21 protein-coding genes and 1 pseudogene are annotated in these 26814 nt (G+C 65.3%); 6 read left to right on the forward strand and 16 right to left on the reverse strand.

From position 1 onward, the window contains the following. Positions 1-3: 3 nt before the first annotated feature. From scpB to J2R80_RS29495, 6 genes and pseudogenes are all read right to left on the reverse strand, one after another. Positions 4-885: pseudogene (gene scpB, locus J2R80_RS29470) on the reverse strand (SMC-Scp complex subunit ScpB); the annotation flags it as partial. 22 nt (positions 886-907) lie between these two features. After that, positions 908-1729 carry a ScpA family protein gene (locus J2R80_RS29475; RefSeq protein ID WP_050420355.1) on the reverse strand — a complete coding sequence of 274 codons (822 nt, stop codon included), beginning with the start codon at positions 1727-1729 and terminating at the stop codon, positions 908-910. Next, entirely contained in the window at positions 1726-2748 is a 1023-nt protein-coding gene (nagZ, locus tag J2R80_RS29480) for a beta-N-acetylhexosaminidase (protein WP_253639855.1), read from the reverse strand. Before nagZ ends, J2R80_RS29475 begins: the two co-directional genes overlap by 4 nt. Before the next feature lie 46 nt (positions 2749-2794). Further along, positions 2795-4267, reverse strand: a complete 1473-nt coding sequence (locus tag J2R80_RS29485) for an SPOR domain-containing protein (protein WP_253639856.1) — start codon at positions 4265-4267, stop codon at positions 2795-2797. A 118-nt stretch (positions 4268-4385) separates the two neighbouring features. After that, on the reverse strand, positions 4386-6182 hold the full coding sequence (argS, locus tag J2R80_RS29490) for an arginine--tRNA ligase (protein ID WP_253639857.1): 1797 nt from the start codon (positions 6180-6182) through the stop codon (positions 4386-4388). 9 nt (positions 6183-6191) lie between these two features. Next, positions 6192-7400 (reverse strand): deoxyguanosinetriphosphate triphosphohydrolase, encoded by a 1209-nt coding sequence (locus J2R80_RS29495; protein ID WP_253639858.1) that lies wholly within the window; start codon positions 7398-7400, stop codon positions 6192-6194. Between the two features lie 138 nt (positions 7401-7538). Between J2R80_RS29495 and erpA the strand changes: the two genes are divergently transcribed. Continuing rightward, entirely contained in the window at positions 7539-7868 is a 330-nt protein-coding gene (erpA, locus tag J2R80_RS29500; protein ID WP_016846874.1) for an iron-sulfur cluster insertion protein ErpA, read from the forward strand. 63 nt (positions 7869-7931) lie between these two features. Here the strand turns inward: erpA and J2R80_RS29505 are convergent, their stop codons facing one another. Further along, entirely contained in the window at positions 7932-11060 is a 3129-nt protein-coding gene (locus J2R80_RS29505; RefSeq protein ID WP_057018544.1) for an efflux RND transporter permease subunit, read from the reverse strand. 3 nt (positions 11061-11063) lie between these two features. Beyond that, positions 11064-12197 carry an efflux RND transporter periplasmic adaptor subunit gene (locus J2R80_RS29510; RefSeq protein WP_057018545.1) on the reverse strand — a complete coding sequence of 378 codons (1134 nt, stop codon included), beginning with the start codon at positions 12195-12197 and terminating at the stop codon, positions 11064-11066. A 236-nt stretch (positions 12198-12433) separates the two neighbouring features. Here J2R80_RS29510 and J2R80_RS29515 point away from each other — a divergent pair, with 236 nt between their 5' ends. Then, on the forward strand, positions 12434-12859 hold the full coding sequence (locus J2R80_RS29515) for a GNAT family N-acetyltransferase (RefSeq protein ID WP_253590315.1): 426 nt from the start codon (positions 12434-12436) through the stop codon (positions 12857-12859). Positions 12860-12905: 46 nt separating this feature from the next. Next, positions 12906-13703 (forward strand): exodeoxyribonuclease III, encoded by a 798-nt coding sequence (gene xth, locus J2R80_RS29520; RefSeq protein ID WP_253590316.1) that lies wholly within the window; start codon positions 12906-12908, stop codon positions 13701-13703. A 21-nt stretch (positions 13704-13724) separates the two neighbouring features. Here the strand turns inward: xth and J2R80_RS29525 are convergent, their stop codons facing one another. The 3 genes from J2R80_RS29525 to J2R80_RS29535 all read right to left on the reverse strand — a co-directional run bounded on the left by J2R80_RS29525 (position 13725) and on the right by J2R80_RS29535 (position 18148). Further along, complete coding sequence (locus J2R80_RS29525) at positions 13725-14561, reverse strand: tetratricopeptide repeat protein (RefSeq protein WP_026192730.1); 837 nt, start codon at positions 14559-14561, stop codon at positions 13725-13727. Next, positions 14548-16272 carry a dihydroxy-acid dehydratase gene (ilvD, locus tag J2R80_RS29530; RefSeq protein WP_018271516.1) on the reverse strand — a complete coding sequence of 575 codons (1725 nt, stop codon included), beginning with the start codon at positions 16270-16272 and terminating at the stop codon, positions 14548-14550. The genes J2R80_RS29525 and ilvD overlap by 14 nt, the downstream gene beginning before the upstream one ends. 259 nt (positions 16273-16531) lie before the next feature. Continuing rightward, positions 16532-18148: a sensor domain-containing diguanylate cyclase gene (locus J2R80_RS29535; RefSeq protein ID WP_253639859.1), complete on the reverse strand. Its 1617-nt coding sequence runs from the start codon at positions 18146-18148 to the stop codon at positions 16532-16534. Between the two features lie 477 nt (positions 18149-18625). Here J2R80_RS29535 and J2R80_RS29540 point away from each other — a divergent pair, with 477 nt between their 5' ends. Beyond that, on the forward strand, positions 18626-18808 hold the full coding sequence (locus tag J2R80_RS29540) for a hypothetical protein (protein ID WP_016846867.1): 183 nt from the start codon (positions 18626-18628) through the stop codon (positions 18806-18808). 252 nt (positions 18809-19060) lie between these two features. Here the strand turns inward: J2R80_RS29540 and J2R80_RS29545 are convergent, their stop codons facing one another. The 4 genes from J2R80_RS29545 to J2R80_RS29560 all read right to left on the reverse strand — a co-directional run bounded on the left by J2R80_RS29545 (position 19061) and on the right by J2R80_RS29560 (position 24916). Then, positions 19061-19975 carry a hydroxymethylglutaryl-CoA lyase gene (locus J2R80_RS29545; protein WP_076828643.1) on the reverse strand — a complete coding sequence of 305 codons (915 nt, stop codon included), beginning with the start codon at positions 19973-19975 and terminating at the stop codon, positions 19061-19063. Further along, entirely contained in the window at positions 19972-21981 is a 2010-nt protein-coding gene (locus J2R80_RS29550) for an acetyl/propionyl/methylcrotonyl-CoA carboxylase subunit alpha (RefSeq protein ID WP_253639860.1), read from the reverse strand. The genes J2R80_RS29545 and J2R80_RS29550 overlap by 4 nt, the downstream gene beginning before the upstream one ends. Positions 21982-21995: 14 nt before the next feature. Then, a complete protein-coding gene (locus J2R80_RS29555; protein WP_057018551.1) occupies positions 21996-23600 on the reverse strand; it encodes a carboxyl transferase domain-containing protein in 1605 nt (534 codons plus the stop codon). A 143-nt stretch (positions 23601-23743) separates the two neighbouring features. Continuing rightward, a complete protein-coding gene (locus J2R80_RS29560) occupies positions 23744-24916 on the reverse strand; it encodes an isovaleryl-CoA dehydrogenase (protein ID WP_253590319.1) in 1173 nt (390 codons plus the stop codon). Between the two features lie 192 nt (positions 24917-25108). Between J2R80_RS29560 and J2R80_RS29565 the strand changes: the two genes are divergently transcribed. Both J2R80_RS29565 and J2R80_RS29570 read left to right on the forward strand, forming a co-directional pair. Further along, the gene (locus J2R80_RS29565; protein ID WP_076828648.1) at positions 25109-25762 is read left to right on the forward strand and encodes a TetR/AcrR family transcriptional regulator; all 654 of its coding nucleotides are present in this window, start codon (positions 25109-25111) and stop codon (positions 25760-25762) included. Positions 25763-25764: 2 nt separating this feature from the next. Further along, positions 25765-26259 carry an Lrp/AsnC family transcriptional regulator gene (locus J2R80_RS29570; protein WP_057018554.1) on the forward strand — a complete coding sequence of 165 codons (495 nt, stop codon included), beginning with the start codon at positions 25765-25767 and terminating at the stop codon, positions 26257-26259. Between the two features lie 33 nt (positions 26260-26292). Here J2R80_RS29570 and J2R80_RS29575 read toward each other — a convergent pair whose 3' ends face one another. Then, positions 26293-26598 (reverse strand): ETC complex I subunit, encoded by a 306-nt coding sequence (locus J2R80_RS29575; protein WP_016846428.1) that lies wholly within the window; start codon positions 26596-26598, stop codon positions 26293-26295. Between the last annotated feature and the right edge of the window lie 216 nt (positions 26599-26814).

The following is a 26814-nucleotide window of genomic DNA, read 5'->3' on the forward strand; positions in this document are numbered from 1 at the left end:
CTCGGTGGCGGCGTCATCACCCGCGTGGTCGGCGCGGTCTTCCGGCTCGCCAGCATCAGGTTCGGCCGCATCCGGATCAGAGGCAACGTCCGCCTCGACCTCCGCTTGGGCGGTCGTTTCGACCTCAGCAGTCCCAACCTCGTCAGTCGTTTCTGCGTCGGCCTTCGGTTCCTCGGCTTCCGGCTCGACCGCCGGCGCCAGCAGCAGTTCCAGCGTATCACCCGGCTCGAGCGGCTCCTCGTCCTCCCGCAGCGTCGCGTCATCCGACGGCGACGGAACGGAAAATCCGGTCGGCAGTCGCGAGTCGAGCAGACCCGTGCCCTTCAGCTCCTCAAGCCCCGGCAGGTCGCCGAGCGCTTCCAGGCTGAACTGCGACAGGAACGCGTCGGTGGTTCCGAAGGTGAGCGGACGGCCCGGGGTCTTGCGGCGGCCGCGCGGCCGGATCCAGCCGGTCTCGAGCAGCACGTCGATCGTGCCCTTCGACGTGACCACGCCGCGAATCTCTTCGATCTCGGCGCGAGTCACCGGCTGGTGATAGGCGACGATCGCCAGCACCTCGATCGCGGCGCGCGACAGCTTCCGCGTCTCGGTGCTCTCGCGCGTCATCAGCCACGACAGATCGCCGGCGGTGCGGAACGTCCACTTGTTGGCGACACGCACCAGGTTGACGCCGCGCGGCGCGTATTCCGCCTGCAGCTGCGCGAGCGCCGCCTTGACGTCGACGCCGTCGGGCATCCGCTTTGCCAGCGTTGCCTGATCGATCGGCTCGGCCGATGCAAACAACAGGGCTTCCAGGAGCCGCAATTCCTCAGGACGCGCCACCGGATCCATAGGAGAAACCTCCTCCTCGGGCTCTTCTCTGCGCACTTCCGCCAAGCTTGCCATGGGCTTGCTCTCCTTCTTCCACTTACTCAACCGACAGGTCGGGCGCCGCCATTGCAGCTTGCGCTTGACGCTTTCGGAAATAGATCGGCGCGAACGCCTGCTTCTGGTTGATCTCCATCTCGCCTTCGCGAACCAGCTCGAGGGCGGCAGCGAAGCTCGATGCGAACACCGTCGCCTTCTGGGTGGGATCGGCGACGTAATTCATCAGATACTCGTCGAGGCAGCTCCAGTCCTCGGCGATGCCGACCAGCCGCTCCAGCGACGCACGCGCTTCGGCCAGCGACCATACGGTACGCTTTTGCAGATGAACCGTCGTCAGCACGCGCGACTGGCGCTGCGTGGCGTAGGCCGACAGCAGGTCGTACAGGGTCGCGGTGAACTTCGGATGCTTGATCTCGGCGATCGATTCCGGATTGCCGCGCGGAAAGATATCGCGCTGGAACTGGGGCCGGTTCATCAGCCGGTTCGCCGCCTCGCGGATCGCCTCCAGCCGGCGCAACCGGTTGGCGAGCGCGGTCGCCATTTCCTCGGCGCTCGGCCCCTCCGCGCTCGGCGGCTCGGGCAGCAGGAGCCGCGACTTCAGGAACGCCAGCCACGCCGCCATCACCAGATAGTCGGCCGCAAGCTCGAGGCGAATCTTGCGGGCAGCCTCGATGAACGAAAGATACTGGTCGGCAAGCGCAAGGATCGAGATCTTCGACAGGTCGACCTTCTGCTGCCGCGCCAGCGTCAACAGCAGGTCGAGCGGGCCCTCATAGCCCTCGACGTCGACCACCAGCGCCGGTTCGCCCTCGGCGAGGTCGGCCGGCCGCCCGGTATCAAACGAAAGAATTTCAGCGGTCATGCCGTCCCTACCCGATCCAACAACGCATCCAGTTCAGCCCGTGCCGCCTGCCGGTCGAGCGGCTCAGGCGGCTTGCGCGCGGCGAGCGTCGCCTTGGCGCGCTCAAGCGCCTTGCCGGTCAGTTCCGGCGTTTCGCGTGCGACCTCGCGCATCTCGTCAATATTGCCGTTGCAGTGCAGAACCATGTCGCAACCGGCGGTGACGATGGCGCGGGTCCGCTCGGCAATCGATCCGGCCAGCGCATTCATCGACACGTCATCACTCATCAACAAACCCTGGAACCCGATCAGGCCGCGAATCACCTGTTCGATGATTGTCGCAGAAGTCGTCGCCGGATGGACGGGGTCCAGCGCGCTAAACACAACATGTGCAGTCATGGCCATCGGCAGGTCCGCAAGCGGCTGGAACGCGGCAAAATCGGTCCGTTCCAGCTCGGCCCTGGCGGTATCAACGGTCGGAAGCCGGAAATGGCTGTCCGCCGTGGCCCGGCCATGGCCGGGAATATGCTTGAGAACCGGCAGTACCCCGCCCTGTTCCAGCCCGTCCGTGACCGCGCGGGCGATTGCCGCGACCTTGCCGGGTTCAGTTCCATAGGCCCGGTTGCCGATCACCGCGTCCGCCCCGGCCACGGGAACATCGGCCAAGGGCAGGCAATCGACGGTGATTCCGAGATCGGTCAGATCGACCGCAATCAGCCGTGAACTGAGCCGGGCTGCCGCAAGCCCGAGCTTCGGATCGATGTCGTAGAGCGCCCCAAAGCTCGCGCCCGGCGGATAGGCCGGCCAATGCGGCGGGCCGAGCCGCTGCACCCGCCCGCCTTCCTGGTCGATCAGGACCGGGGCATCGGCGACGCCGGCCGCAGACCGGAGTTCCCCAACAAGAGCCGCCACTTGGGCAGGACTCTCGATGTTGCGCTTGAACAGAATGAAGCCCCATGGCCGCTCGGCGCGAATGAATTCGCGTTCGGCGTCGTTGAGGATCAGCCCGGATATGCCCGTGATGAATGCGCGGTTCGTCATTCGGCCGATTAGGCCGTATGCAGCTCACGGGTCAAGGAAACGGCCTTTAATTTCTTTGGATGAGGCACTGCGGTCCACCCGCCGACATCAGGCTCTTGCACAGCTGGCTCGCCTCTTCCGAGGACGCGAACGGGCCCGCGAAGGCGCGGTAGTAGACGCCTTTCTCTCCGAGATCGACGCGCTTCACCACCAAGGGCTGCGAACCGAGCACGTTGCGATACTTGCCCTGCAGCGTCCGGTACGACGCCTGGGCGTCCGCCTCGTTCTTCTGCGAGGAGACCTGGACCAGATATCCGCCGCCCCCAACCGGAGCCGCCGAGGTCGAGGCCACCCGGGTCGGAGGTGCGGCCGGAGCCGCCTCAGCCTGGCCGGGAACAAGCGACATTGGCGAGTTGACGCTGGCGTTGGCCGCAGCCGGGTTGCCGCGCGACACCGGAGACTTCGCCGCCGCCGGAGGTTTCGCCGGCACGGTTGCGGTGGCCTGCGTGCCATCGGGCGTATCGCCCTTGACCGAAAGCGTGCGGACCTTGCGCGGCTCGTTGTTCGGCAAGGTGCCGTTCGCGGTGATCGGCGCCGGCGCCGGCTGTGCCGTCTGCACGCTGGCGGGCGGCGGCGGATTCGCATTGGCGTTCAGCGGCGGAAACACGACGCGCGGTCCGGCGGTCTTCGAATTAACGTCGACCGGCGTCTCTTCGCGCGACACGATCTTCTCGGTGCCGTCGCCTGTCGCCATGCGGTCCGGCGTCTTGGCCGGCGCGTCGGCCTGGGCCGGGATCACCTTGGTCGGCGTGTTGTCAGCCTTGATGATCGGCGGCTCACCGCTGCGGGGCGAACCGACATAGGTCCGGTAGGCATACGCGCCACCGACACCGAACACGCCGAGCGCCAGCACCGCGGCGACCGTTATCAGGCCGCTGCGCCGCCGGCGGGGCTCGGGTTCTTCCTCGTAGGCCTCCTCATAGGCATAGGGATCGTCCGGATAGGCGGGATCGCGCTGCAGGTCCTGCTCGCCGGCCTCCAGCTGGCCGTAGAGCGCGTCGTCATAGCGCGACGGATCCTGACTCTGACCGCCACTCTGATAGTGCGGCTCCTCGTCAAATGCCTCCGGCTGCCGAGGGGCCTCGACCGGCCGATACTGCGCCACCGGCGCGGGCGCGGGCGCGGGCTGCGCCTGCTGAGCCGCGTAGCGATGCAACGGATGCACTGGCTTCGGCTGGTAGTCCTGCTCGGGCTCTTCGTCTTCGATGTTCTGCACGGGAGGCGGAGCGACAGCCTCCTGCCGCGCGCGCTGCATCCAGGGCGGCGGGCCCGCGGCCGGCGCATCCTCGTCCGCGGCCTGCGGCTCGTATTGTTGCGGCCGCGCGTTGGCGCGCGACTGCAGCGGTCGCGGCGGCGGCTTGTTCGCGCTGCCGAAGGGATCCGTCTGGCCGATCAGCCGTGCCAGTTCGGCAAGCGGATCGCTGTCGGCCTTGGAAGCCGTGTCGGCGGGAAAATGTCGGTCCTGATATCGATCAGCCATTGTGATCATGCATCCCCTTCGGGACAGCGCCAAGATCGCCGGCACAGCCGGTCCGAACGAGTTGGCCCCTGCCAGATGCCCTCACAAATCCCCACTCGTGAGGGCCTAATGCCCCTGCCTACCGCATCTCGGTCGGAGCGTGGACGCCTAGAACAGCTAAGCCCGATGCCAGAACCGAGACGACGCCCTGAACCATTGCCAGTCGCGCCCTCGTGATCTCTGCATCATTATTGATAATGAAGCGTAAATAGGGCAAATCGCGCCCCTTGGTCCAAAGCGCATGAAATTCACTGGCCAAATCATAGAGATAAAAAGCGATTCGGTGCGGCTCATGTGCCACCGCGGCAGCCTCGATTATCCGCGGATAAAGCGCAAGCCGCTTGAGCAGCTCGAGCTCGGCCGGGTCGGTCAGCCGCTCGACCGTAGCATTACGGAGATAGGCCAGCCGGGCCTCATCGGTCTCGGGCAGATCGGGAACCGCTTCCTCCCGCGCGTTGCGGAAGATCGAATGGCCGCGGGCGTGGCCGTACTGGACGTAGAACACCGCGTTGTCTTTTGACTGCTCGATCACCTTGGCGAGGTCGAAATCGAGCACCGCGTCGTTCTTGCGGAACAGCATCATGAATCTGACAGCGTCGGAGCCGACCTCGTCGACCACCTCGCGCAGCGTGACGAATTCGCCGGACCGCTTCGACATCTTCACCGGCTCGCCGTCGCGCAGCAGCTTCACGAGCTGCACGATCTTGACGTCGAGCACAGCCTTGCCCGCGGTCACCGCCCTCACGGCGGCCTGCATGCGCTTGATGTAGCCACCATGATCGGCGCCGAACACGTCGATCAGATTGGTGAAGCCACGCTCGAATTTGTAGCGGTGGTTGGCGATGTCGGATGCGAAGTAGGTGTAGGAGCCGTCCGACTTGATCAGCGGACGATCGACGTCGTCGCCATAGGCGGTGGCGCGGAACAGCGACTGCTCGCGGTCCTCGTAGTCCTCGACCGGCTTGCCCTTCGGGGGCGGCAGGCGGCCCTCGTAGATGTCGCCCTTGGCGCGCAGGAAATCGATGGTCTCGGCGACCTTGTTGTTGCCTGACGTGATAAGCGAGCGCTCGGAGAAGAACACGTCGTGATGGATATTGAGCGCGGCGAGATCGCCCTTGATCATCTCCATCATCATCGCGATCGCCTTGTCGCGCACGATCGGCAGCCACTCGGCTTCGCTCATGTCGAGCAGCTTCTTGCCATATTCCTTGGCGAGTGCCTCGCCGACCGGCACGAGGTAATCGCCGGGATAGAGCCCTTCCGGGATCGCGCCGATGTCCTGGCCCAGCGCCTCGCGGTAGCGCAGGAACGCCGAGCGCGCGAGCACATCGACCTGAGCGCCGGCGTCGTTGATGTAGTATTCGCGGCAGACGTCGAAGCCCGCGAATTGCAGCAGGCTGCACAGCGCGTCGCCGAACACGGCGCCGCGGCAATGGCCGACATGCATCGGTCCGGTCGGGTTGGCCGAGACATATTCGACATTGACCTTCTCGGCCTTGCCGATGTCGCTGCGCCCGTAAGCCGAGCCGGCGGCCAGCACGGCACGCAGCGCGTCCGCCCAGACCTGCGGCTTCAAGGTCAGGTTGATGAAGCCGGGCGCGGCGACATCGACCGAGGCCACCAACGCATCGGCGCGCAGCCGCTCGGCGATCTTGTCGGCGAGCTCGCGCGGCTTGGCCTTGGCATCCTTGGCGAGCACCATCGCGGCATTGGTCGCCATGTCGCCATGGCTGGCGTCGCGCGGCGGCTCCACCACGACGCGGGACAGATCGATGCCGGCGGGCCAATTGTCCTCGGCTGCGACAGCGGCACAGATCGCATGCACGCGCGTCAGCATGTCGGCAAAAAGGTGTGGTGAAGCAGTGGTGTCGGCCATGGCAGGGCGCTAACGCAAATCCGGGGTCGAGTCAAAAAGCCTTTGATGCTCGATCAGGGCGAAACGGTCGGTCATCCCGGCAATGAAATTGCCGATCCGCCTGTTCCGAACGCTCCCGGTCTCCTGCACGCTGCCCTCGATCCATTCCGCCGGCAGGTCTTCAGGCGATTGCAGGTAGCGCTCGAACAGGTTGCGGACCACCTCCTCCGCCTCCCCCATCACCAGCATCACCCGCTTGTGGCGATACATCCGCCGGAACAGGAACGCCTTGATCGCCGCCTCCTGCTCCGCCACCTCCGACGGAAACGCAATCAGCGGGGCATTGTGGTGGCGCACGTCGTGGGCCGATTGCGGCTGCGCGGCCGCGAGGCGCCGGCTCGCCTCGTTGAAGACCGCGCTGATGAAGTGTGAGATCAGCTCACGCACCAGTTCGGCGCCGCGCCGGACCTCGTCGAGCCCGGGATAGTGGCGGTCGATCTCGGCGATGATGTCGGCGGTCAGCGGCATCTCTTTGAGGTCGTCGACCGCGAAAAGACCGGCACGCAGGCCGTCATCGATATCGTGCGCGTCATAGGCGATGTCGTCGGCGAAGGCCGCGATCTGCGCCTCGAGCGAGGCATAGCTCCAGAGCTCGAGGTCGTGGCCCTTGTTGTAGTCGGCAATCCCGATCGGGATTCCACTTACCAGGTAGCGGCCGGCGGGTGCGCCACCGCGCTCGGTCAGCGGACCGTTGTGCTTGACGATCCCCTCGAGCGATTCCCAGGTCAGGTTCAGCCCGCCGAATTCGGGGTAGCGATGCTCCAGCGAGGTGACGACCCGCAGCGCCTGCGCATTATGGTCGAAGCCGCCGTCATCCCTGAGGCATTCGTCGAGCGCCCGCTCGCCGGCATGGCCGAACGGCGGATGGCCGAGGTCATGCGCCAGCGCCAGCGTCTCGGTCAGGTCCTCGTCGACCCCGAGCTGGCGGGCCAGCGCCCGGGCGATCTGCGCGACCTCCAGCGAATGGGTCAGCCGCGTGCGGTAGTGATCGCCTTCGTGGAAGACGAAGACCTGCGTCTTGTGCTTGAGGCGGCGGAACGCGGTGGAATGAATCACCCGGTCGCAGTCGCGCCGGAACGGGCTCCGGGTCCGGCTCGGCGGCTCCGCGACCAGCCGGCCGCGGCTGCGATCGGGGTCGCAGGCATAAGGCGCGCGGGGGGCAGCCATTCCGACCGACACTGTATTTTAGTCCTTATCCATTTGATTCCATGGTCCGACGCACTTAACTATGACTGAGGCGGCCGACCAAATGAATTGGGGATGACGCCGGGCCTGATCCGGATCGGATCATGCTCAAATAGGGTTTCGGAGACCGACATGACTGCTGCCATCACCGTCAGCGAACGGGCCGCCCGCCGGATCGGGCAGATCCTCAGCAAGGAAGGCGAAGGCGCCAAGCTGCGCATTTCGGTCGAGGGCGGCGGCTGCTCCGGTTTCCAGTACAAGTTCGACGTCGAGCGCACCCAGGCCGATGACGACCTCGTGATCGAACGCGACAGCGCGGTGGTGCTGATCGATCCCGCCTCGGTCCCGTTCCTCGCGGGCTCGGAGGTCGACTTCGTCGACGACCTGATCGGCGCCTCGTTCCGCGTCGTCAATCCGAACGCCACCGCCTCCTGCGGCTGCGGCACCAGCTTCTCGATCTAACGCTTCGCGATCCCGGGCGGTTTCTCCCGGCGCGCCGGTTTCCGGCTCGCGCCGAATGCTCGGCTATTCCGCCGCGACCACCTGCGGTCGCTCGACGTCGCCGCCCGCCTCGGCTTGCGGGTCGAGCTTGCGGCGCAGCCTGCGGTCGATGCGGTCGAGATAGATGTAGATCACCGGCGTGATGAACAGCGTCAGCAGCTGCGACACGCAGAGGCCGCCGACCACGGCGACGCCGAGCGGTTGACGCAGTTCGGCGCCGGCACCCGCGCCGAGCGCGATCGGCAGCGTGCCGAAGATCGCCGCGAACGTCGTCATCATGATCGGACGGAAGCGCAGCAGTGCCGCCTCGCGGATCGCGTGCTCGGCGCTGAGGCCGACCCGGCGACGCTCCAGCGCGAAGTCGACCATCATGATCGCATTCTTCTTGACGATGCCGACCAGCATCACGATGCCGATCATCGCGATCACAGACAGCTCCATCCCGAACATCATCAGCGTCAGGATCGCGCCGATACCGGCCGACGGCAGGCCGGAGATGATGGTGATCGGGTGGATGAAGCTCTCGTAGAGAATGCCGAGGATCACGAAGGCTGCGAACACCGCGGCGAGGATCAGCACGCCCTGCCCGCGCAGCGAATCCTGGAACACCTGCGCGGTGCCGGAGAAGCCGGTCACAATCGTCGGCGGCAGGTTCGCGGTCTGCTCGAGTTCGGTGATCTTGTCGACCGCGTAGCCGAGTGAGGTGCCCGGCGCGAGGTTGAACGAGATCGTCACCGCCGGCTGCTGGCCCTGGTGGTTGATCTGCAACGGCCCGACCGTCGGCACCAGCCTCGCCACCGCATCCAGCGGAATGGTCTGGTTGTTCGCGGTCTTCATGTAGAGCTTCGAGAGGTCGGACGGATCGACGCGGAACTGCGGCTGCACCTCGAGGATGATCTGGTAGTCGTTCGACGGCATGTAGATGGTGCCGACCTGCCGCGCGCCATAGGCGTTGTAGAGCTGGTTGCGGACCTGATCGACGGTGACGCCGTAGACCGCCGCCTTCTCGCGGTCGATGTCGACCGTCATCTGCGGGTTCTTGATGTACAGGTCGGTGGTAACGTCGAGCAAGCCCGGGATCTTCTCGATCTTGTCGCGCATCTCGGGCGCCAGCCGGTACAGCGCCTCGGTATCGCCGCTCTGCATCACATACTGATACTGGCTCTTGGAGATGCGCCCACCGATGCTGAGGTTCTGGATGCTCTGGAAGAACGCCTGCATGCCCGGGATCTCGCGCGCCTTCTGCCGCAGACGGCCGATCACCACGGTGGCGTTGTCACGCATCTTCTGCGGCTTCAGCGCGATGAACAGACGGCCGTAATTCGCCGTCGGATTGGGACCGCCGGAGCCGACCGTAGAGTTGATGTACTCTATCGCCGGATCGGTCCGCAGCACCTCGACCAGCGCCTGCTGGCGCACCTTCATCGCCTCGAACGAGGTGTCGGTCGCAGCCTCCGTCACGCCGATCAGAAAGCCGGTGTCCTCCTGCGGGAAGAAGCCCTTCGGCACGATCATGTAGAGGTAGATGGTGCCGCCCAGCGTAGCCAGCGTCACCACCAGCATCAGGGCCTTCTTGGCCAGCACCCAATCCAGCGCCCATTCATAGGCCCGCAGCCAGGCCTCGAACATCGCCTCGAACGCCCGCAGCACGACGTTCGGCCGCTTGGTCGCGTCATGCGCGCGCAGCACACGGGCGCACAGCATCGGCGTCAGGGTCAGCGACACGAAGCCGGAGACGATGATCGCAACCGAGATCGTCACCGCGAATTCGCGGAATACGCGGCCGACGATGCCGCCCATCAGCAGCACCGGGATGAACACGGCGATCAGCGAGAAGGTGATCGAGATGATCGTGAAACCGATCTCGCGGGCACCCTTCAGCGCCGCCTCGAACGGCTTCATGCCGTGCTCGATGTGGCGGACGATGTTCTCCAGCATGACGATGGCGTCGTCGACCACGAAGCCGACCGAGAGCGTCAGCGCCAGCAGCGTCATGTTGTTGATGGAGTAATCCAGCGCGTACATCGCCGCGCACGTGCCGAACAGCGAGATCGGCACCGCGAGCGCCGGGATGAAGGTGGCAGAGGCCGAGCGCAGGAACAGGAAGATCACGAGGATCACGAGGCCGATCGCGATCAGCAGGGTCTCCTCGACGTCGCTGACCGCCTGGCGGATCGAGACCGAGCGGTCCATCATGACCTGCATGGTCACCGAGGGCGGGATCGCGGCGCGCAGCGCCGGCAGCTTGGCCAGCACGGCGTCGACCACCGCCACGGTGTTGGCGTCGGGCTGCTTCTGGATCGCGAGCACGATCGCCCGCTCGTCGTTCATCCAGGTCGCGATCTTGTCGTTCTCGACGCTGTCATAGACCTTGGCGATCTCGTCGAGCCGGACCGGCGAGCCGTTGCGCCAGGCGACATAGATCTGGCGGTAGTCGGCCGCCTTGTCCATCTGGCCGGAGGCCTGCAGCGCGACGTCCTGCTTGGGGCCATTCAAGGTACCGACCGGCGTCGACGAATTGGCGCGCGACACCGCGGCGCGGATATCCTCCATCGAGACGCCGCGCGCGGCGGCGGCCTCCGGATCGGCCTGAACGCGGATGGCGAATTTCTGCGCGCCGTAGATCAAGACCTGGGCGACGCCCGGCAGCTGCGACAGTGCCTGCCCGATCGTGATGTCGCCGTATTCGTTGACGCTCGACAACGGCAGCGTCGCCGAGCCGAGCGAGACGAACAGCACCGGGAAGTCCGCCGGGTTCACCTTCCGGAAGCTCGGCGGGATCGTCATCTCGATCGGCAGCCGGCGCTGCGCGATCGTCAACGCGGTCTGCACGTCGAGCGCGGCGGCATCGATGTTGCGGTTGAGGTCGAACTGGATGGTGATGACGCTCGTGCCCTGCGAGGAGTTCGAGGACATCGAGGAGATGCCGGCAATGGTCGAGAGCTGGCGCTCGATGATGCCGGCGACCGAGGCCGCCATGGTGTCGGCGCTGGCGCCGGGCAGGGTCGCGGTCACCGCGATGGTCGGGAAGTCCACCTTGGGCAGCGCCGAGACCGGCAGCAGGCGGAAGCCGAACACGCCGAATGCGATGATCGACGCCGTGATCAGCGTCGTCATGACCGGGCGGCGGATGCAAAGCTCGGAGAGCGTCATCGGTCAGGCTCCGGCCTTGCGCGCCCGCAGTTCAACCCGCGATCCCTCCGAGAGCAGCAGCTGGCCGTCAACGACGACGCTTTCATCGCCCGCCAATCCGTCTGAGATCACCGATGAGCCCTGGAAGGTGCGATCGACCTTGACCGGCCGGACCTTGGCAACGCCGTCCTTGACGACGAAGACGAAATTGCCGTTCTGGCTGCGCTGCACCGCGACCGTCGGCACCACGACCGCGTCTTCGCTGCGGATGATCAGCTTGGTCTGCACGATGGTGCCGGGCCAGAGCGTCTCGCTCTCGTTGTTCATGATGCCGCGCACGGTCACCATGCCGGTGGTCGCGTCGACGGCGTTCTCCACCATCGCGACCTTGCCGCGCTCGGAGCGCTGGTGGCCGGGAATGGTCGCGATCACCTTTGAATCGCCCTTCCCCATGGCGTCGCGCAGATCGACCAGCGCCCGCTGCGGAATCGCGAAGGTGACGTAGACCGGTGCCATCTGGTTGATGACCGCGAGCGGCTGGGTGTCGGCGGGGCGGACGAAGTTGCCGACCTTGACGTTGGCGGCGCTGATCCGTCCCGCGAATGGTGCGCGGATGACGGTGTAGCTCTTCTGGACGCGGAGGTTCTCCAGCGCGAAGCGGTCGGCCTTGATGGTGCCGATCAGGACGTCGGACTGGGTCTTGGCGTTGTCGAGGTTGACCTGGGTGGTCGCACCCTTGCCGACCAGTTCGGTGTAGCGGCGGAGGTCGCGCTGCGCGCCCTCGAGCTGGGCCTGGTCGCGGGCCAGGACGCCCTCGGCCTGTTCGATCTGCGCGTCGATCTGCCGCGCGTCGAGGGTGAACAGCAGGTCGCCTTCATTGACCCTGGCGCCGTCCTCGAAATGCACCGAGACGATGGTGGTCTCCAGCCGCGACTTCAGCGCCACGCTGGAGATCGGCGTGACCTGTCCAATGGCATCGACATCGACCGGAACCGATTTGCGTTCCGCCTTAGCGAGATCCACGGACACCACGCGCGGCCGCGCCGTCCCTTGCGCGGTGGCGGCGCCGCCACCCATCCATGAAGTGCGGGTCATGTAAGCCGCCCCGGCCGCAATGCCGAGAACAGCGACAGTTAGAACCAAATTGCGTTTTTTCATAAGTTTTGCACGTGCGCCGCCGGCTTCCCTTGAAGGCCGGTGCGCGTCGTCACTCCCCCATCGGCAATTGTTGCGCCTTGTTTCCTGAGAGGGTTAGCACAGGCGGACCGCCCATGGTATGCCACCTAAGTGAAATAGTGCGGCTTCAATCCGGTCATTTGCATGCGCATCGCCGGACGTTTTGAGTAACCGGGCCGCATCCGTTCTGCTTCATTGAGCTTTCGAATCGCGACCTTATGTCCACCTCCGTCCTTGTCTGCCCCTGGGAAGAAGCTCGCGAACGCTCCCGTGCCATCCGCTCCAGCGTCTTCGTCGAGGAACAGCGGGTGCCGGTAGAACTGGAATGGGACGACATGGACGCATCGAGCTGGCATGCGCTGGCGTTCGCCGACGACGGTGCGCCCTTGGCCACGGGCCGGCTGCTGCCGGACGGTCATATCGGCCGCATGGCCGTGCTCAAAGCGGCGCGCGGCACAGGCGTAGGCGCCCGCGTGCTGGACGCGCTGATGGCCAAGGCGGCCGAACTCGGCTATCCGGAACTGATCCTCAACGCGCAGACGCACGCGGAGCCGTTCTACGCACGCGTCGGCTTCGAGCGGATCGGCGCGGAATTCGAGGAGGCCGGCATCCCGCACATCGAGATGCGGAAGCGCCTAGTCTAAGCGGGGCGGCGCTCGGTCACGTGCCCCCCACAATGAAGGAAGTCCGATGGCAGTTCGCATCGCTACGTGGAACGTCAACTCGGTCCGGCAACGGATCGAGCTTCTGGCCAGCTGGCTGAAGGAGTGCTCCCCCGACATCGTCTGTCTGCAGGAGATCAAATGCGTCGATGATGCGTTTCCCCGCCTCGAGGTCGAGGCGCTCGGGTACAATGTCGTCACCCACGGCCAGAAGACCTTCAACGGCGTCGCGCTGCTGTCGAAGCTGCCGTTCGACGAAACCAAATCGGGCCTCGCCGGTGACGACGAGGACGCCCATGCCCGCTTCCTCGAGGGCGTCGTCACGCTGAAGCAGGGCGTGATCCGGGTCGCGTGCCTTTATCTGCCCAATGGCAACCCCGCCAATACCGACAAATATCCGTACAAGCTCAAGTGGATGTCGCGGCTTCTTGAGTATTCGAAGGAGCGGCTGAAGGCCGAGGAGCCGTTGATCCTGGCCGGCGATTTCAACGTCATCCCGGCCGCGCGCGACGTCTACAACCCCGCCGCCTGGGCCGATGACGCCCTGTTTCGGCCTCAGACCCGCGAGGCCTTCCAGTCGCTGCTCGGCCTCGGCCTGACCGACGCGCTGCGGGCGGTCAATGACGAGCCGGGCCAGTACACTTTCTGGGACTACCAGGCCGGCGCCTGGCAAAAGAACTGGGGCCTGCGCATCGACCACCTGTTGATGTCGGCACAAGCGAGCGACCGGCTGATCGACGTCGGCATCGACAGCTATGTGCGGGCTTGGGAGAAGCCGTCCGACCATGTCCCGGTCTGGGCCGATCTCGATTTCGAGATCGCCTGACCCCGCCGGCCGGCGGGAAGATCAATCCCGGCGGCCCTGCACCCAGTGCTCGAGCATCTGCAGCGCCATCGCGCGATCGTCCTCGGAGGCCTTGGCGATCGCCCGGTTGTAGCTTTCCTTGATCCAGGCCTCATCCGGCGTCGCGCTGTCGCGCGCCAGCGTCAGCCACATCAGGCCGCGGGCCCGCTGCGGCGGCAGGCGGTCGCCGTTGAACAGCATCTGGCCGAGCAGCGCCTGCGCCTGATGCTGGCCCTTCTGGGCGGCAAGTCCGAGCCAGCGCGCGCCGTAGCGGAAGTCGTCCCGCGAGGCGTCCGGCGTCTTCAGGTAGAGCCGGGCAAGGTCGTACTGGGCGTCGGCATTGCCGAAATAGGACGCGGCATAGGAGAACATCTCCCGCGCCCGCTCGGTGTCCGCCTTCACCTTGGAATTGGGAATGCCGCTCAGATAGTAGCGGCCGAGCGCGACGAAGGCGTTGGCCACGATCGAGGCCTGCGGCGCCGACGGGGAATCCTCGGCATGCGCATTGGCGATCCGGCTGAAATACTCGAAGGCGCGCATGTCGTCCTGGATGACGCCATCGCCCTCGGCGTACATCTTGCCGAGCTTCCACTGCGCGACGGGGTGACCACCCTCGGCCTGATACTGCAGCGTGCTGAACGACGAGGTCGGCGAGGTCGCCGCAGGCGCCACTGGAGTGGCGGCCCGTTTCAGCGCGCCGGCGGTCCCCGGCTGCGGGGAAACCACAGGAAGAACCGTATCTTGTGGGTTGACCGGTGCGCCGTCGAATCCGAATCCGGGGCCCGCCACCGGGATGGCCCCTAACGCAAACGCCAATATCGTACGCCTAAACGTCCGCATAACACTGTTTCTCGTACGCGCCACCCGGATGGGTGACTGCGCCATCCACCGCCGGCCCCACTTGCTCGGCGTACTTCCACAGCGCACCAGATGTATGGTTCGTCGCGCGAGGGGCCCATTTGGTCTTACGATTTGCGAGTTCGGCGTCGCTCAAATTTACGTTAAGGGTGCCGGCGACCGCATCGATCTCGATGATGTCGCCGTCTTGCAACAACCCGATCGGCCCGCCGACGGCCGCTTCAGGTCCAATATGTCCGATGCAGAAGCCACGGGTGGCGCCGGAGAACCGGCCATCGGTGATCAGGGCAATCTTGCCGCCCATCCCCTGCCCGGTCAGTGCCGCCGTGGTCGCCAGCATCTCCCGCATGCCGGGACCGCCCTTCGGCCCCTCATAGCGGATCACGATCACCTCGCCTTCCCTGTAGGTGCGCTTCTGCACCGCCTCGAAGGCGTCTTCCTCGCGGTCGAAGCACCGGGCCGGACCGGTAAACCTCAGGTTGGACATTCCCGCGACCTTCACGATCGCACCCTCCGGAGCGAGATTACCCTTCAGCCCGACAACCCCACCCGTCACGGTGATCGGATTGTCGGCGGGCCGCACCACATCCTGGTGCGGATTCCATTTCACGCTTTTGAGGTTTTCGGCGATCGTTCGGCCAGTGACGGTTAGGCAATTCCCGTGCAGGTGGCCATTGTCGAGCAGCGTCTTCATCAGCAGCGGAATGCCACCTACTTCAAACATGTCTTTGGCAACATAACGGCCGCCCGGCTTCAAATCCGCGACGTAAGGAGTCTTTTTGAAGATTTCGGCAACGTCGAACAAATTGAATTTAATGCCGCACTCATGGGCAATCGCCGGCAGGTGCAGCGCAGCATTGGTCGAACCACCTGAGGCTGCAACCACGGCCGCAGCATTTTCAAGGGCTTCCCGGGTGACGATGTCGCGGGGCCGGATGTTTTTCTCGATCAGCTCCATCACCTTCTCGCCGGCGGCGGCGCAGAAGGAGTCGCGGATCTCGTAGGGCGCCGGAGCCCCGGCGGAATACGGGAGCGCGAGGCCGATCGCCTCGGAGACGGTCGCCATGGTGTTGGCGGTGAACTGGGCGCCGCAGGCGCCGGCCGACGGGCACGCCACCCGCTCGATCTCGTCGAGGTCCTCGTCCGACATGGCGCCGACCGAGTGCTTGCCAACCGCCTCGAACATGTCCTGGACGGTGACCGGCTGGCCGCGGAAGTTGCCGGGCAGGATCGAGCCGCCATAGATGAAGATCGACGGAACGTTGAGGCGGACCATCGCCATCATCATGCCCGGCAGCGACTTGTCGCAGCCGGCGAGCCCGACCAGCGCGTCATAGGAGTGGCCGCGGACCGTCAGTTCGACCGAATCGGCGATGCATTCGCGCGACGGCAGCGACGAGCGCATGCCGTCATGGCCCATTGCGATGCCGTCGGTGACGGTGATGGTGCAGAACTCGCGCGGCGTGCCGCCGGCCGAGGCCACGCCCTTCTTCACCGCCTGCGCCTGGCGCATCAGCGAGATGTTGCAGGGAGCGGCTTCATTCCAACATGAAGCAACGCCGACAAAGGGTTGATGAATCTGGGCTGTCGTCAGCCCCATCGCGTAGAGATAGGACCGGTGCGGAGCGCGTTCGGGCCCTTCCGTCACGTGACGGCTGGGCAGCCTGCCCTTGATGTTCGTCTTGGCGTCCATCGCGACCCTGTTCCCGGCGCTCTTTCCTCCATCAACGCCGGAACCCGAAAAAATGTCCCGCCGTCGGAGCGCTGGCTATTCAGCTACGTGAATATCCTTTCATGTCGGGGTGTGGCTAAAAAGCGGCGCGACTACGGACCGGGTGCTTTTAAGGTTAAATGTTCAGGCATCGTTGCAACATCGCAACAATCGTGGCCGCCGGGCAACCATGTATTATCAGTCCTTATAGGGACCTGACGGGGACCCGACCACCTGCAATTTACCCGGCGGCCAGCTTCGGTGGCGACGGAGGTGACCAGCACTCAGTGCGATTCCTGCCGTGCTCCTTGGCCTGGTAGAGCGCCGCGTCGGCAGCCTTCATTAGGGCATCGATCCCCGGCATGCTTGTGAGCGCCTCGGCAACGCCGATGCTCACCGTGAGTGATACCGGCCGATCATCCGCACCCACCGTCAGCGCTTCCGCCCTCTTGCGGATGCGTTCGGCGACGGTTCGGGCGCGCGACAATGTGGTCTCCGGCAGCAGGACGGCGAACTCCTCGCCTCCAACGCGGCCGACGACGTCGGACTTGCGCTTGCCCCGAATGCATATCCCGGCAACAGCCTTGATGGCCTCGTCACCGACCGCATGTCCGAAGCGGTCATTGATGCTCTTGAAGTGATCGATATCGACCATCAGCACGGATACCGAACGATAGTAGCGCTGGAACCGGCTCCACTCCGCATCCAGCGTCGTCAGGAAGTGCCTGCGGTTGAACAATCCGGTGAGCGGATCGGTGGTCGCGAGCACCTCCAGCTGCCGTGCGTTGCGTACGAGATCGGTCACGTCGACGAAGGTCAGCATGCGACCGCCGTTTGCCATCGTCGAGCAATGGATCCTGATATGGCGACCGTCCGGCGTCTGCACGTCGCGCTTGTGATCGCCTGCCTTGATCTCCGCAATCCGCTTCGCAGGAAAGGCCCTGATCTGCTCCGGGGTCGCGCCCGTCGGAGCGGCGCGGCGGTTGCGCGTGAGCAGCGTGATGTATGCCGGATGCCGCGCGACCTCCTCCTCGCTCACCTCCCAGAATTCCCGCATTCGCCGATTGAGGAAGATCGCATTGAGATCGCGGTCGAGCAGGACGACGCCGTCTTCCACGTTCTCGAGCGCGCCGGTCAGCACCTTCAGCTTGTCGGATGCGCGCACGATGTCGGTCACGGGCGTGTAGCTCACCATCCGGCCGCCGTCGGGCAGCGGCGTGCACTGACATCGAACCACGTCGCCATTGCTGCGCCTGAGATCGATCGGGCTCGGGTCCCCGACGTTCACGAGGAGGACGCGCTCGGCAACATAAGCTTCGAGCTGCGCGGCCGGCAGCTCGTAGGCCATCGTCTTGCAGCCGTGATGCATCAGGTCGGTGAAGCTGGGGTTGCGGTCGGCCACCTCGTCCGGAAGCCGCCACATGTTCCGAAACGCGCGGTTGATGAACTGGGCCTTCAGCTCCACGTCCAACAGCAGGATGCCGACGGGTATCTGATCGAGCGCCGCGCGCAGCGCCAGCATGTGCCCGCGCAGAATATCGCCGCTGCGCCGCTCCGGAATGGCGGCCGGCGCAGGAGCGGCAGGCGTGGGCGCCGCAGCGTTGGCCTGCTGCTCTTCAAAAACCAGGCCGAGCTGGCGGTCCGATTGCCACAGCCGTTTGCATGGCTTCACCTGATTGCTGCCGACGAGCAACAGTTGAATGTGATCGGGAATGCCAACGACACTTTCGAGTTCCACGGTGGCGCCCGTCTCCGTGAGCTGGCGGACCGTGCAGTCGAAGGCCGACCGGCCGAAGTTGAAGACGATCTTTCCGGCCAGAAACGTTCGGCCGCGGGAAGCTGACACCTGTCCGGACATAGCGAGAATCCACCTGGAGCAATTGCGAGCCCCTCACCTCAGCACGTTTGAGTCACCAAGCCATAAACGCTTTCGGGAGGGTTTAATCGGGAGCCGAGCCGAGACGCCGGCTGTGTGCGCCGCAAAACGGGTTCCATCCGGCGGAAGGACCTCGCTCGTAGGGAGGAGCGAAGCGATACCCATCATTTGCGCCGCGGATACTGAATTGATGGGCTTCGCTGCGCGCTACCGATCCGATTACGGCTCCGCCGCATCGTCCTCATATCCGAGCGCTTCGATTTGCCTCCGGAATTCCTCGACACGCTCATGCGCTTCCGCCTTCGCTGTTCGAGCTACGGCGGACAAGTCGCTCCCATCAATCGGTCAAAGTCACTGCCGGGAAGAATTTAGTTCTACCCTATAATTATGCTGTGTTAGACGCAGTCCGAGTAGTAGCGTCGCAACTCCCTCAGTAACAGTGTCAGGGAAACGCCCGCCATGTCTGCTCTCCAAGCAAAGCTGGAACGATTTGAGATCCTCGCCGACGAATGCGAGCTGATCGCTAGCAGGACGCTGGATGGGAGCAACCGCGAGCTATACCAGCGGTTGGGGGGGCATTATCGCGAGCTGGCGACCGATATGAGGGCCGTGATCGCGACGATCAATGCTCCGGCGGCGTAAGAAAAAGGGCCGCTCGAAACAACAAGCGGCCCAAGTCTAGGGAGGAAACGCCCTCAAGGAGGGCGGCGATAGCGCGAGGCGCTGTCGCACGATATGCATATGGGTTGAGAGTCCAGCTTCGGGAGCCCAGACTGCGCAAGCCAGGGGCGCGACTATGTGCCTTGAATCTGCGCTTCGCAGCGCATAAGTCCGAGCGCGACCGCCGAAGATTGAGGCGGCTGCAATCCCAATTCGCTCCAAGCATCCCACAATTTACGATTTGGCGAGCCGCGTGCGCTTCGCGTTGAGCGCGGACGCAACACGGCTGACCGGCGGACGGCCGAGCAAGCCGGCCATCTCGTTGGTCGCGGCCAGCAGTCTGTCCATATCGATCCCGGTCTTCACGCCCATGCCCTCGAGCATGTAGACGACGTCCTCGGTCGCAACGTTGCCGGTGGCGCCGGGGGCGTAGGGGCAGCCGCCGAGCCCCCCGGCGGCGGCATCGATGACGCGAACACCCTCTTCCATGCCGGCATAGAGATTGGCCAGCGCCTGGCCGTAGGTGTCGTGGAAGTGCATCGCAAGGTTGCCGACCGGCAACTCGGAACCGACCGCACGCAGCATCTGTTTGGCCTTCAGCGGCGTGCCAACGCCGATGGTGTCGCCAAGCGAGATCTCGTAGCAACCGAGATCCCACAGCGTCACCGCGAGGTCGGCGACCGCCTTCGGCTTGATCTCGCCGTCGAACGGACAGCCGAGCACACAGGAGATGTAGCCACGCACCTTGACGCCGTCCGCCTTGGCGCGCGCCAGCACCGGCTTGAAACGCTCGATCGATTCCGCGACCGAGCAATTGATATTGGCGCGCGAGAAGCCTTCGGAGGCCGCCGCGAACACCGAGACCACCGCGGCGCCGGCCGCGCGCGCGGCGTCATAGCCCTTCTCGTTCGGCACCAGCACGTGGAATTCGGCGCCCTTGATGTGGCTGACGCCGCGCAGCACCTGGTCGGAGCTCGCCATCTGCGGGATCGCCTTCGGCGACACGAAGGCGCCGACCTCGACGGTATTGAGCCCGGCCGCCACCAGCGCCTCGACGAAGGCGATGCGCGCCTCGACGCTGACCGGCGTCTTCTCGTTCTGCAGGCCGTCGCGCGGCCCCATCTCGACGAGCTGGATCTGATCGCTCATGATGCGGCCGCAGGTTCGACTTCGGCAAGCTCGACGCCCTCGCCGACGATGTCGCCGACCTTGCATTTGAGCTTCTTCAGCAGCCCGGCATAGGGCGCGCGCAGGGTCTGCTCCATCTTCATCACTTCCAGGGTGAGGATCGGGGCGCCCTTCTCGAGCGTTGCGCCCTCCTCGGCCAGCAGCGCGACCACGGTGCCCGGCAAGGGCGCCACGATCTTGTCCTCGCCGACCTGCTCCTCGCTCTCGCCGCCGAACGGATCGACCCAGTGCACGTCGAAGCGGCCGTTGCGGGTGCGCAAGTAGAGCTCGTGGCCCTCGATGACCGAGGCTATATGCGACTTGAGGCCGTTGAGCGTCAGGTCGAAGCCGTCATCGCCGGCTGACGAGATGGCGAAGACGAGTTCGCGCCCGCCGACCATGAGCGTCGACGGTCCGTTGCCATAGTGCAGCGTGATGGTCTGGGCGGGCTCATGGCCCTGCCGGAACGAAAACACCCGCCGACGGCGGCCGACCGGCATCCAGCCGAAGGCCTGCCAGGGCGAGTTGGCCTCGCGCCGCGCCGCCTTCTGCTCGTCGTTGACGATCGCGGCCACCGCCGCGCAAAGCTCGAACTCGCCGGCCGTGCCCGTGCTCGATGTCAGGTTCTTCAGCTCGCGCTCGATGAAGCCGGTGTCGATCGCATTGGCTCGCGTATCCTTGTGCGTCACCAGCGCCGACAGGAACGGGATATTGGTGACGATGCCGCGGACATCGGTCTCCTGCAGTCCGCGATTGAGCTTGTCGATCGCGCTCTCGCGCGTCGGCGCCCAGGCGATCACCTTGGCGAGCATCGCGTCGTAGTACGGCGAGACGTTATCGCCGCTGCGATAGCCGGCATCGATGCGCAGGCCGTCGCCTTCCGGCGGCGTCCGCCAGGTCTTGATGCGGCCGACCGAGGGCATGAAGTTCTTCTGCGGATTTTCGGCGTAAACGCGCGCCTCGATGGCATGCCCGTTCAGTTTGATCTCGTCCTGCTTCAGCGGCAGCGCCTCGCCGAAAGCGACGCGCAGCTGCCATTCAACGAGATCGACGCCGGTGATCAGCTCGGTGACGGGATGCTCGACCTGCAGGCGGGTGTTCATCTCGATGAAGAACACGTCCTTGCCGTCGGAGACGAACTCGATGGTGCCGGCGCCGATATAGTTGACCGCGCCGGCGGCCTTGCGGGCGGCCTCGCAAACCGTCTCACGTTGCGCGGCGTTCAGCGTCGGCGACGGCGCCTCCTCGATCACCTTCTGGTGGCGGCGCTGCAGCGTGCATTCGCGCTCCCACAGCGAGAGCAGATTGCCGTGGCTGTCGCCGATGATCTGCACCTCGATGTGGCGCGGGTTCTGCACGTATTTCTCGATCAGCATGCGGTCGTCGCCGAACGCCGCCTTGGCCTCGCGCTTGGCGCTGGTGATCGCGGCCGTGAGCTCAGCCGCCGAATTGACCACGCGCATGCCGCGCCCGCCGCCGCCGGCAGACGCCTTCACCAGCACCGGGAAGCCGATCCGGTTGGCGGCTTCCGCCAGCGTCGCCTCGTCCTGGGCCTCGCCGTGATAGCCCGGCACCAGCGGCACGCCGGCCTTCTCCATCAGCGCCTTCGAGCCGGACTTCGAGCCCATCGCCGTCATCATCTCGGCGGTCGGACCGACGAACACCAAACCTGCTTCAAGACATGCCTGCGCGAACTCGGCATTTTCAGACAGGAAGCCGTAGCCAGGATGCACCGCCTCGGCGCCGCTCTCCTTGGCGGCGGCGATGACGCGCTCGATGTTGAGATAGCTGTCGCGCGCCCGGGCAGGCCCGAGCAGCACGGCCTCGTCGGCGAGCGCGACATGCATCGCGTCGCGGTCGGCCTCGGAATAAACCGCGACGGAGCGCAGCCCCATGGCGCGCGCCGAGCGGATGACGCGGCAGGCGATCTCGCCGCGGTTGGCGATCAGAAGCGTGCGAAAACGCCGGGTGAGTTTTGAGCGGTCCATGATCAGATCCTGGGTCACATCCTGAACAGGCCGAATTTCGTCGGCTCGATCGGCGCATTCGCCGCCGCCGAGAGGCCGAGCCCGAGCACGAGGCGCGTATCGGCGGGATCGATCACGCCGTCATCCCACAGCCGCGCCGTGGCGTAATAGGGATTGCCCTGCTTCTCGTATTGCGCGCGGATCGGCTCGCGGAACTTGTCTTCCTCTTCCGCCGACCAGCTCTCGCCCTTGGCCTCGATGCCGTCGCGCCGCACCTGGCTCAGCACCATCGAGGCCTGCTCGCCGCCCATCACCGAGATGCGCGCGTTCGGCCACAGCCAGAGGAAGCGCGGGCTGTAGGCGCGGCCGCACATGCCGTAATTGCCGGCGCCGTAGGAGCCGCCGATCACGACGGTGAATTTCGGCACCCCGGCGGTGGCGACCGCCGTCACCAGCTTGGCGCCGTCGCGCGCGATGCCGCCGGCCTCGTACTTCTTGCCGACCATGAAGCCGGTGATGTTCTGCAGGAACACCAGCGGAATGCCGCGCTGGCAGCATAGCTCGATGAAATGCGCGCCCTTCAGCGAGCTCTCGCTGAACAGGATGCCGTTGTTGGCGATGATGCCGACCGGATAGCCAAAAATATGGGCGAAGCCGCAGATCAGCGTGGTGCCGTAGAGCTTCTTGAACTCGTCGAATTCGGAGCCGTCGACGATCCGCGCGATGATGTCGTGCACGTCGAACGGTTTTCTGCCGTCGGCGGAGACCACGCCATAGATCTCCTCGGCCGGAAACAGCGGCTCCTGCGCAGGGCGCATGTTGAGCTGTGCCTTCACCGGCTGCTTCAGCGTGCCGACGATGCGGCGCGCGATCCCGATCGCGTGGGCGTCGTTCTGGGCGTAGTGATCGGTCACGCCGGACTGCCGGGAGTGGACATCGGCGCCGCCGAGTTCTTCGGCGGTGACGACCTCGCCGGTCGCGGCCTTCACCAGCGGCGGACCACCAAGGAAGATCGTGCCCTGGTTGCGTACGATGATGCTCTCGTCGGACATCGCCGGCACATAGGCGCCGCCCGCGGTGCAGGAGCCCATCACGATCGCGATCTGCGGGATGCCCTGCGACGACATCTGGGCCTGGTTGTAGAAGATGCGGCCGAAATGCCGTTCGTCGGGAAAGATCTCGTCCTGCAGCGGCAGGAAGGCGCCGCCGGAATCCACCATGTAGACGCAGGGCAGATTGTTCTGCCGCGCGATGTCCTGGGCGCGCAGATGCTTCTTCACCGTCATCGGGTAATAGGTGCCGCCCTTGATGGTGGCATCGTTGGCGACGATGATGCATTCGCGGCCCGAGATGCGCCCGACGCCGGTGATCACGCTGGCCGAATGCACGTCACCGCCATAGAGCCCGTTGGCGGCGAGCGGCGACAGCTCGAGAAATGCGGTGCCGGGGTCGACCAGGAGATCGACGCGATCGCGCGCCAGCATCTTGCCGCGCGAGGTGTGCCGCTTGCGCGAGGTCTCGCCGCCGCCGCCGGCCACCTGGTTGAGCTTGCCGCGGAGCTCCGCGACCAGGCCGCGCATCACCTCGGCGTTGCGGGCAAATTCAGAAGATGTGGGATCGATCGTCGAATGAAGCGGCATCGGTGTTTGCACGTTTCGTTGGAGTATCGGTGGGGTTCAAGGTCAATCATCGTGCCGGGGGTGAGCACAACTGCCACCACTGGTGCGGTGACAGCCCCTCACCCCGCCCCTCTCCCCGCAAGCGCGGGGCGAGGGAGAAGACATCAGGCTGTCTTGGCGAACAGTTCGCGGCCGATCAGCATGCGGCGGATCTCGCTGGTGCCGGCGCCGATCTCGTAGAGCTTTGCGTCGCGCAGCAAGCGGCCGGTGGGATAATCGTTGATGTAGCCGTTGCCGCCGAGCAGCTGGATCGCATCCAGCGCGCATTGGGTGGCCTTCTCCGCGGCATAGAGGATGGCGCCGGCGGCGTCCTCGCGCGTGGTCTCGCCGCGATCGCAGGCCTTCGCCACCGCGTAAACATAGGCGCGCGAGGCGTTCATCGTGGTGTACATGTCGGCGACCTTGCCCTGCACCAGCTGGAACGAGCCGATCGGCTCGCCGAACTGCTTACGCTCGTGCACGTAGGGCAGCACGACGTCCATGCAGGCCTGCATGATGCCGATCGGCCCGGCCGCCAGCACCGCGCGCTCATAGTCGAGACCACTCATCAGCACGTTGACGCCGCGGCCGACCTCGGAGAGCACGTTCTCCTCCGGCACCTCGCAATCCTCGAACACCAGTTCGCAGGTGTCGGAGCCGCGCATGCCGAGCTTGTCAAGCTTCTGCGCGGTGGAAAATCCCTTCATGCCCTTTTCGATGATGAACGCGGTGATGCCGCGCGGGCCGGCGTTCGGATCGGTCTTGGCGTAGACCACCAGCGTATCGGCGGCCGGGCCGTTGGTGATCCACATCTTGTTGCCATTGAGGACGAAGCGGTCGCCCTTCTTGTCGGCGCGCGTCTTCATCGAGACCACGTCCGAGCCCGCCTGCGGCTCCGACATCGCGAGCGAGCCGACATGCTCGCCCGAGATCAGCTTCGGCAGGTATTTGCGCTTCTGCGCCTCGTTGCCGTTGCGGCGGATCTGGTTGACGCAGAGGTTGGAATGCGCGCCGTAGGACAGGCCGACCGAGGCCGACGCCCGCGAGATCTCCTCGACCGCGATGCAGTGCTCGAGATAGCCGAGGCCCGAGCCGCCATACTCCTCCTCGACGGTGATGCCGTGCAGGCCGAGCGCGCCGATCCTGGGCCAGAGGTCGCGCGGAAACTGGTTGCTGCGGTCGATCTCGGCGGCGCGCGGCGCGATCTCGTTGGTCGAGAAATCATGCACCGTCTCGCGGATCGCATCTGCGGTCTCGCCAAGGTCGAAATTGAAGATTGCCGCCTGGTTCGAGGCCATGATCCCTCCCGTGAGATTCATCTTGCAATTAAACGATCATACGTTTTTTTCTTGGCTTCGCAAGCAATCGTGCTATGGTTTGCGCGCGAAATCCGCAGTTCATTGAATTCACTGGGATTTCATGCGATATACATACGGTCGTTCGCTTGTTTCCTGGTCCTCCCTGGCAAGCCAACACCCTCCGAGGCCCCGATGGCACGCACGATCGGCTCACACGGCCCCACCACGCTGGAGGCGATCCGCAAGGCCGGCGTGCGCCTGATCTTCGAGCACGGCTACGAGGCCATGAGCCTGCGCCAGCTCGCCGCCGAGGTCGGCATCCAGGCGGGCTCACTCTACAACCATATCTCAACCAAGCAGGACCTGCTGTTCGATCTGGTGCAGGACCATATCAACGATTTGCTGCGCGAGCTTGACCTTGCGCTGGAGGGCAAGGCCGATCCGGGCGAGAAGCTGCGCGCCTTTGTCGCGTTCCACGTCACCTATCACATGACCCGCAAGCGCGAGGTCTTCATCGCCAATTCCGAGCTGCGCAGCCTCGATGCGAAGAACTACGACGCGGTGGTGGCGCTGCGCGGCGCCTATGAGCAGCGGCTGGCGCAGATCCTCACCGACGGGGTGGCGGACGGCGCGTTCGAGGTGGTCGACATCCAGGTCGCGACCTTCGCGATCCTGGCGCTGCTCACCGGGCTGTGCACCTGGTACCGCCCCGGCGGCCGGCTGACCCGCGACGCCATCATCGCGGCGCATGAGAAGCTGGTGCTGTCGGGCGTGGCGCCGCGGGCTGCGATCGGCCAGGCGAGCCACGGCAGCGACAGCCGGCGCGCCGCCGTGGCGGGCTCGTGACCGTGACCGAGCGCCCACAGCTCGATGACATCGATCTGCGGATCCTGTCCGAGTTGCAGCGGGACGGCCGGATCAGGATCAACGAGCTCGCCGAGCGGGTCGGCATCACTGCCCCGCCTTGCCTGCGCCGGGTTCGCGCCCTGCGCAGCCGCGGCGTGATCCAGGCGATCCGCGCCACGCTGGACGAGCGGCTGCTCGGCTATGAGGTGACGACCTTCGTGCTGATCCAGCTCGACAGCCAGACCCTGAGCGCGATCGAGGCGTTCGAGGCTGATGTGGCGGCCGTGCCGCGCTTCCTGCAATGCTGGCGGATCTCGGGCGATGCCGACTTCATGCTCCGATGCGTCGCGCCCAGCGTCGACGAGATGCGCCAGCAGCTGCTGCAATTCGCCGGCCTGCCCAATGTGCGTAAGATCAGAAGCTTTCCGGTGCTCGGCGTCTCCAAGGACGCGCCGCTGCCGATCCCGGGCGCCCTCGCCGCGCCCGCGGCGAGCTGATCGGGCGCTAGTCTGGACTTAGTGGGTCCAACCTTAGTGGGTCCAAGGCTCCCAGCGGCGGAACGCGAAATTGTCGGCATAGGCGATCTGGCGGTGCGCCGAATCCTTCGGCTCGATCACCTGGTAGGCGATGCCCTTGCGCTCGCAATAGGCGACCGCCTCTTCCTTGGTCTCGAACTGCAGCGTCAGCTGCTGCTTCATGTCGGTGGACGAGGTCCAGCCCATCAAAGGCTCCACGGAGCGCGGCTGCTCCGGCTCGTAGTCCAGTTGCCACTCTTTGGTCTTGGCACGTCCCGATTGCATCGCGTTTTTGGCGGGCTTAAAAATGCGTGCGGTCATGGATGGTCGGCCCCGTGGGATGTGCGACATGGAAGCGATTTGAAGGAAACCGCCGGGATAGTATAGAGACACCTATCAACGATCTGATCGGTGATTCCTCGATCTCGGAGGCAGCCTTCGCCGGACCGGTATAGTCATTCTACCGCGCTGTGACAATCTGGCCTCGGGAGGCTTCCCTTAGCAGTCCCCCGGTCCCGCGGCGCGATCTTCTCGACA

The organism is Bradyrhizobium sp. USDA 4541, assembly GCF_024171085.1.
Classification (GTDB): Bacteria; Pseudomonadota; Alphaproteobacteria; order Rhizobiales; family Xanthobacteraceae; genus Bradyrhizobium; species Bradyrhizobium australafricanum.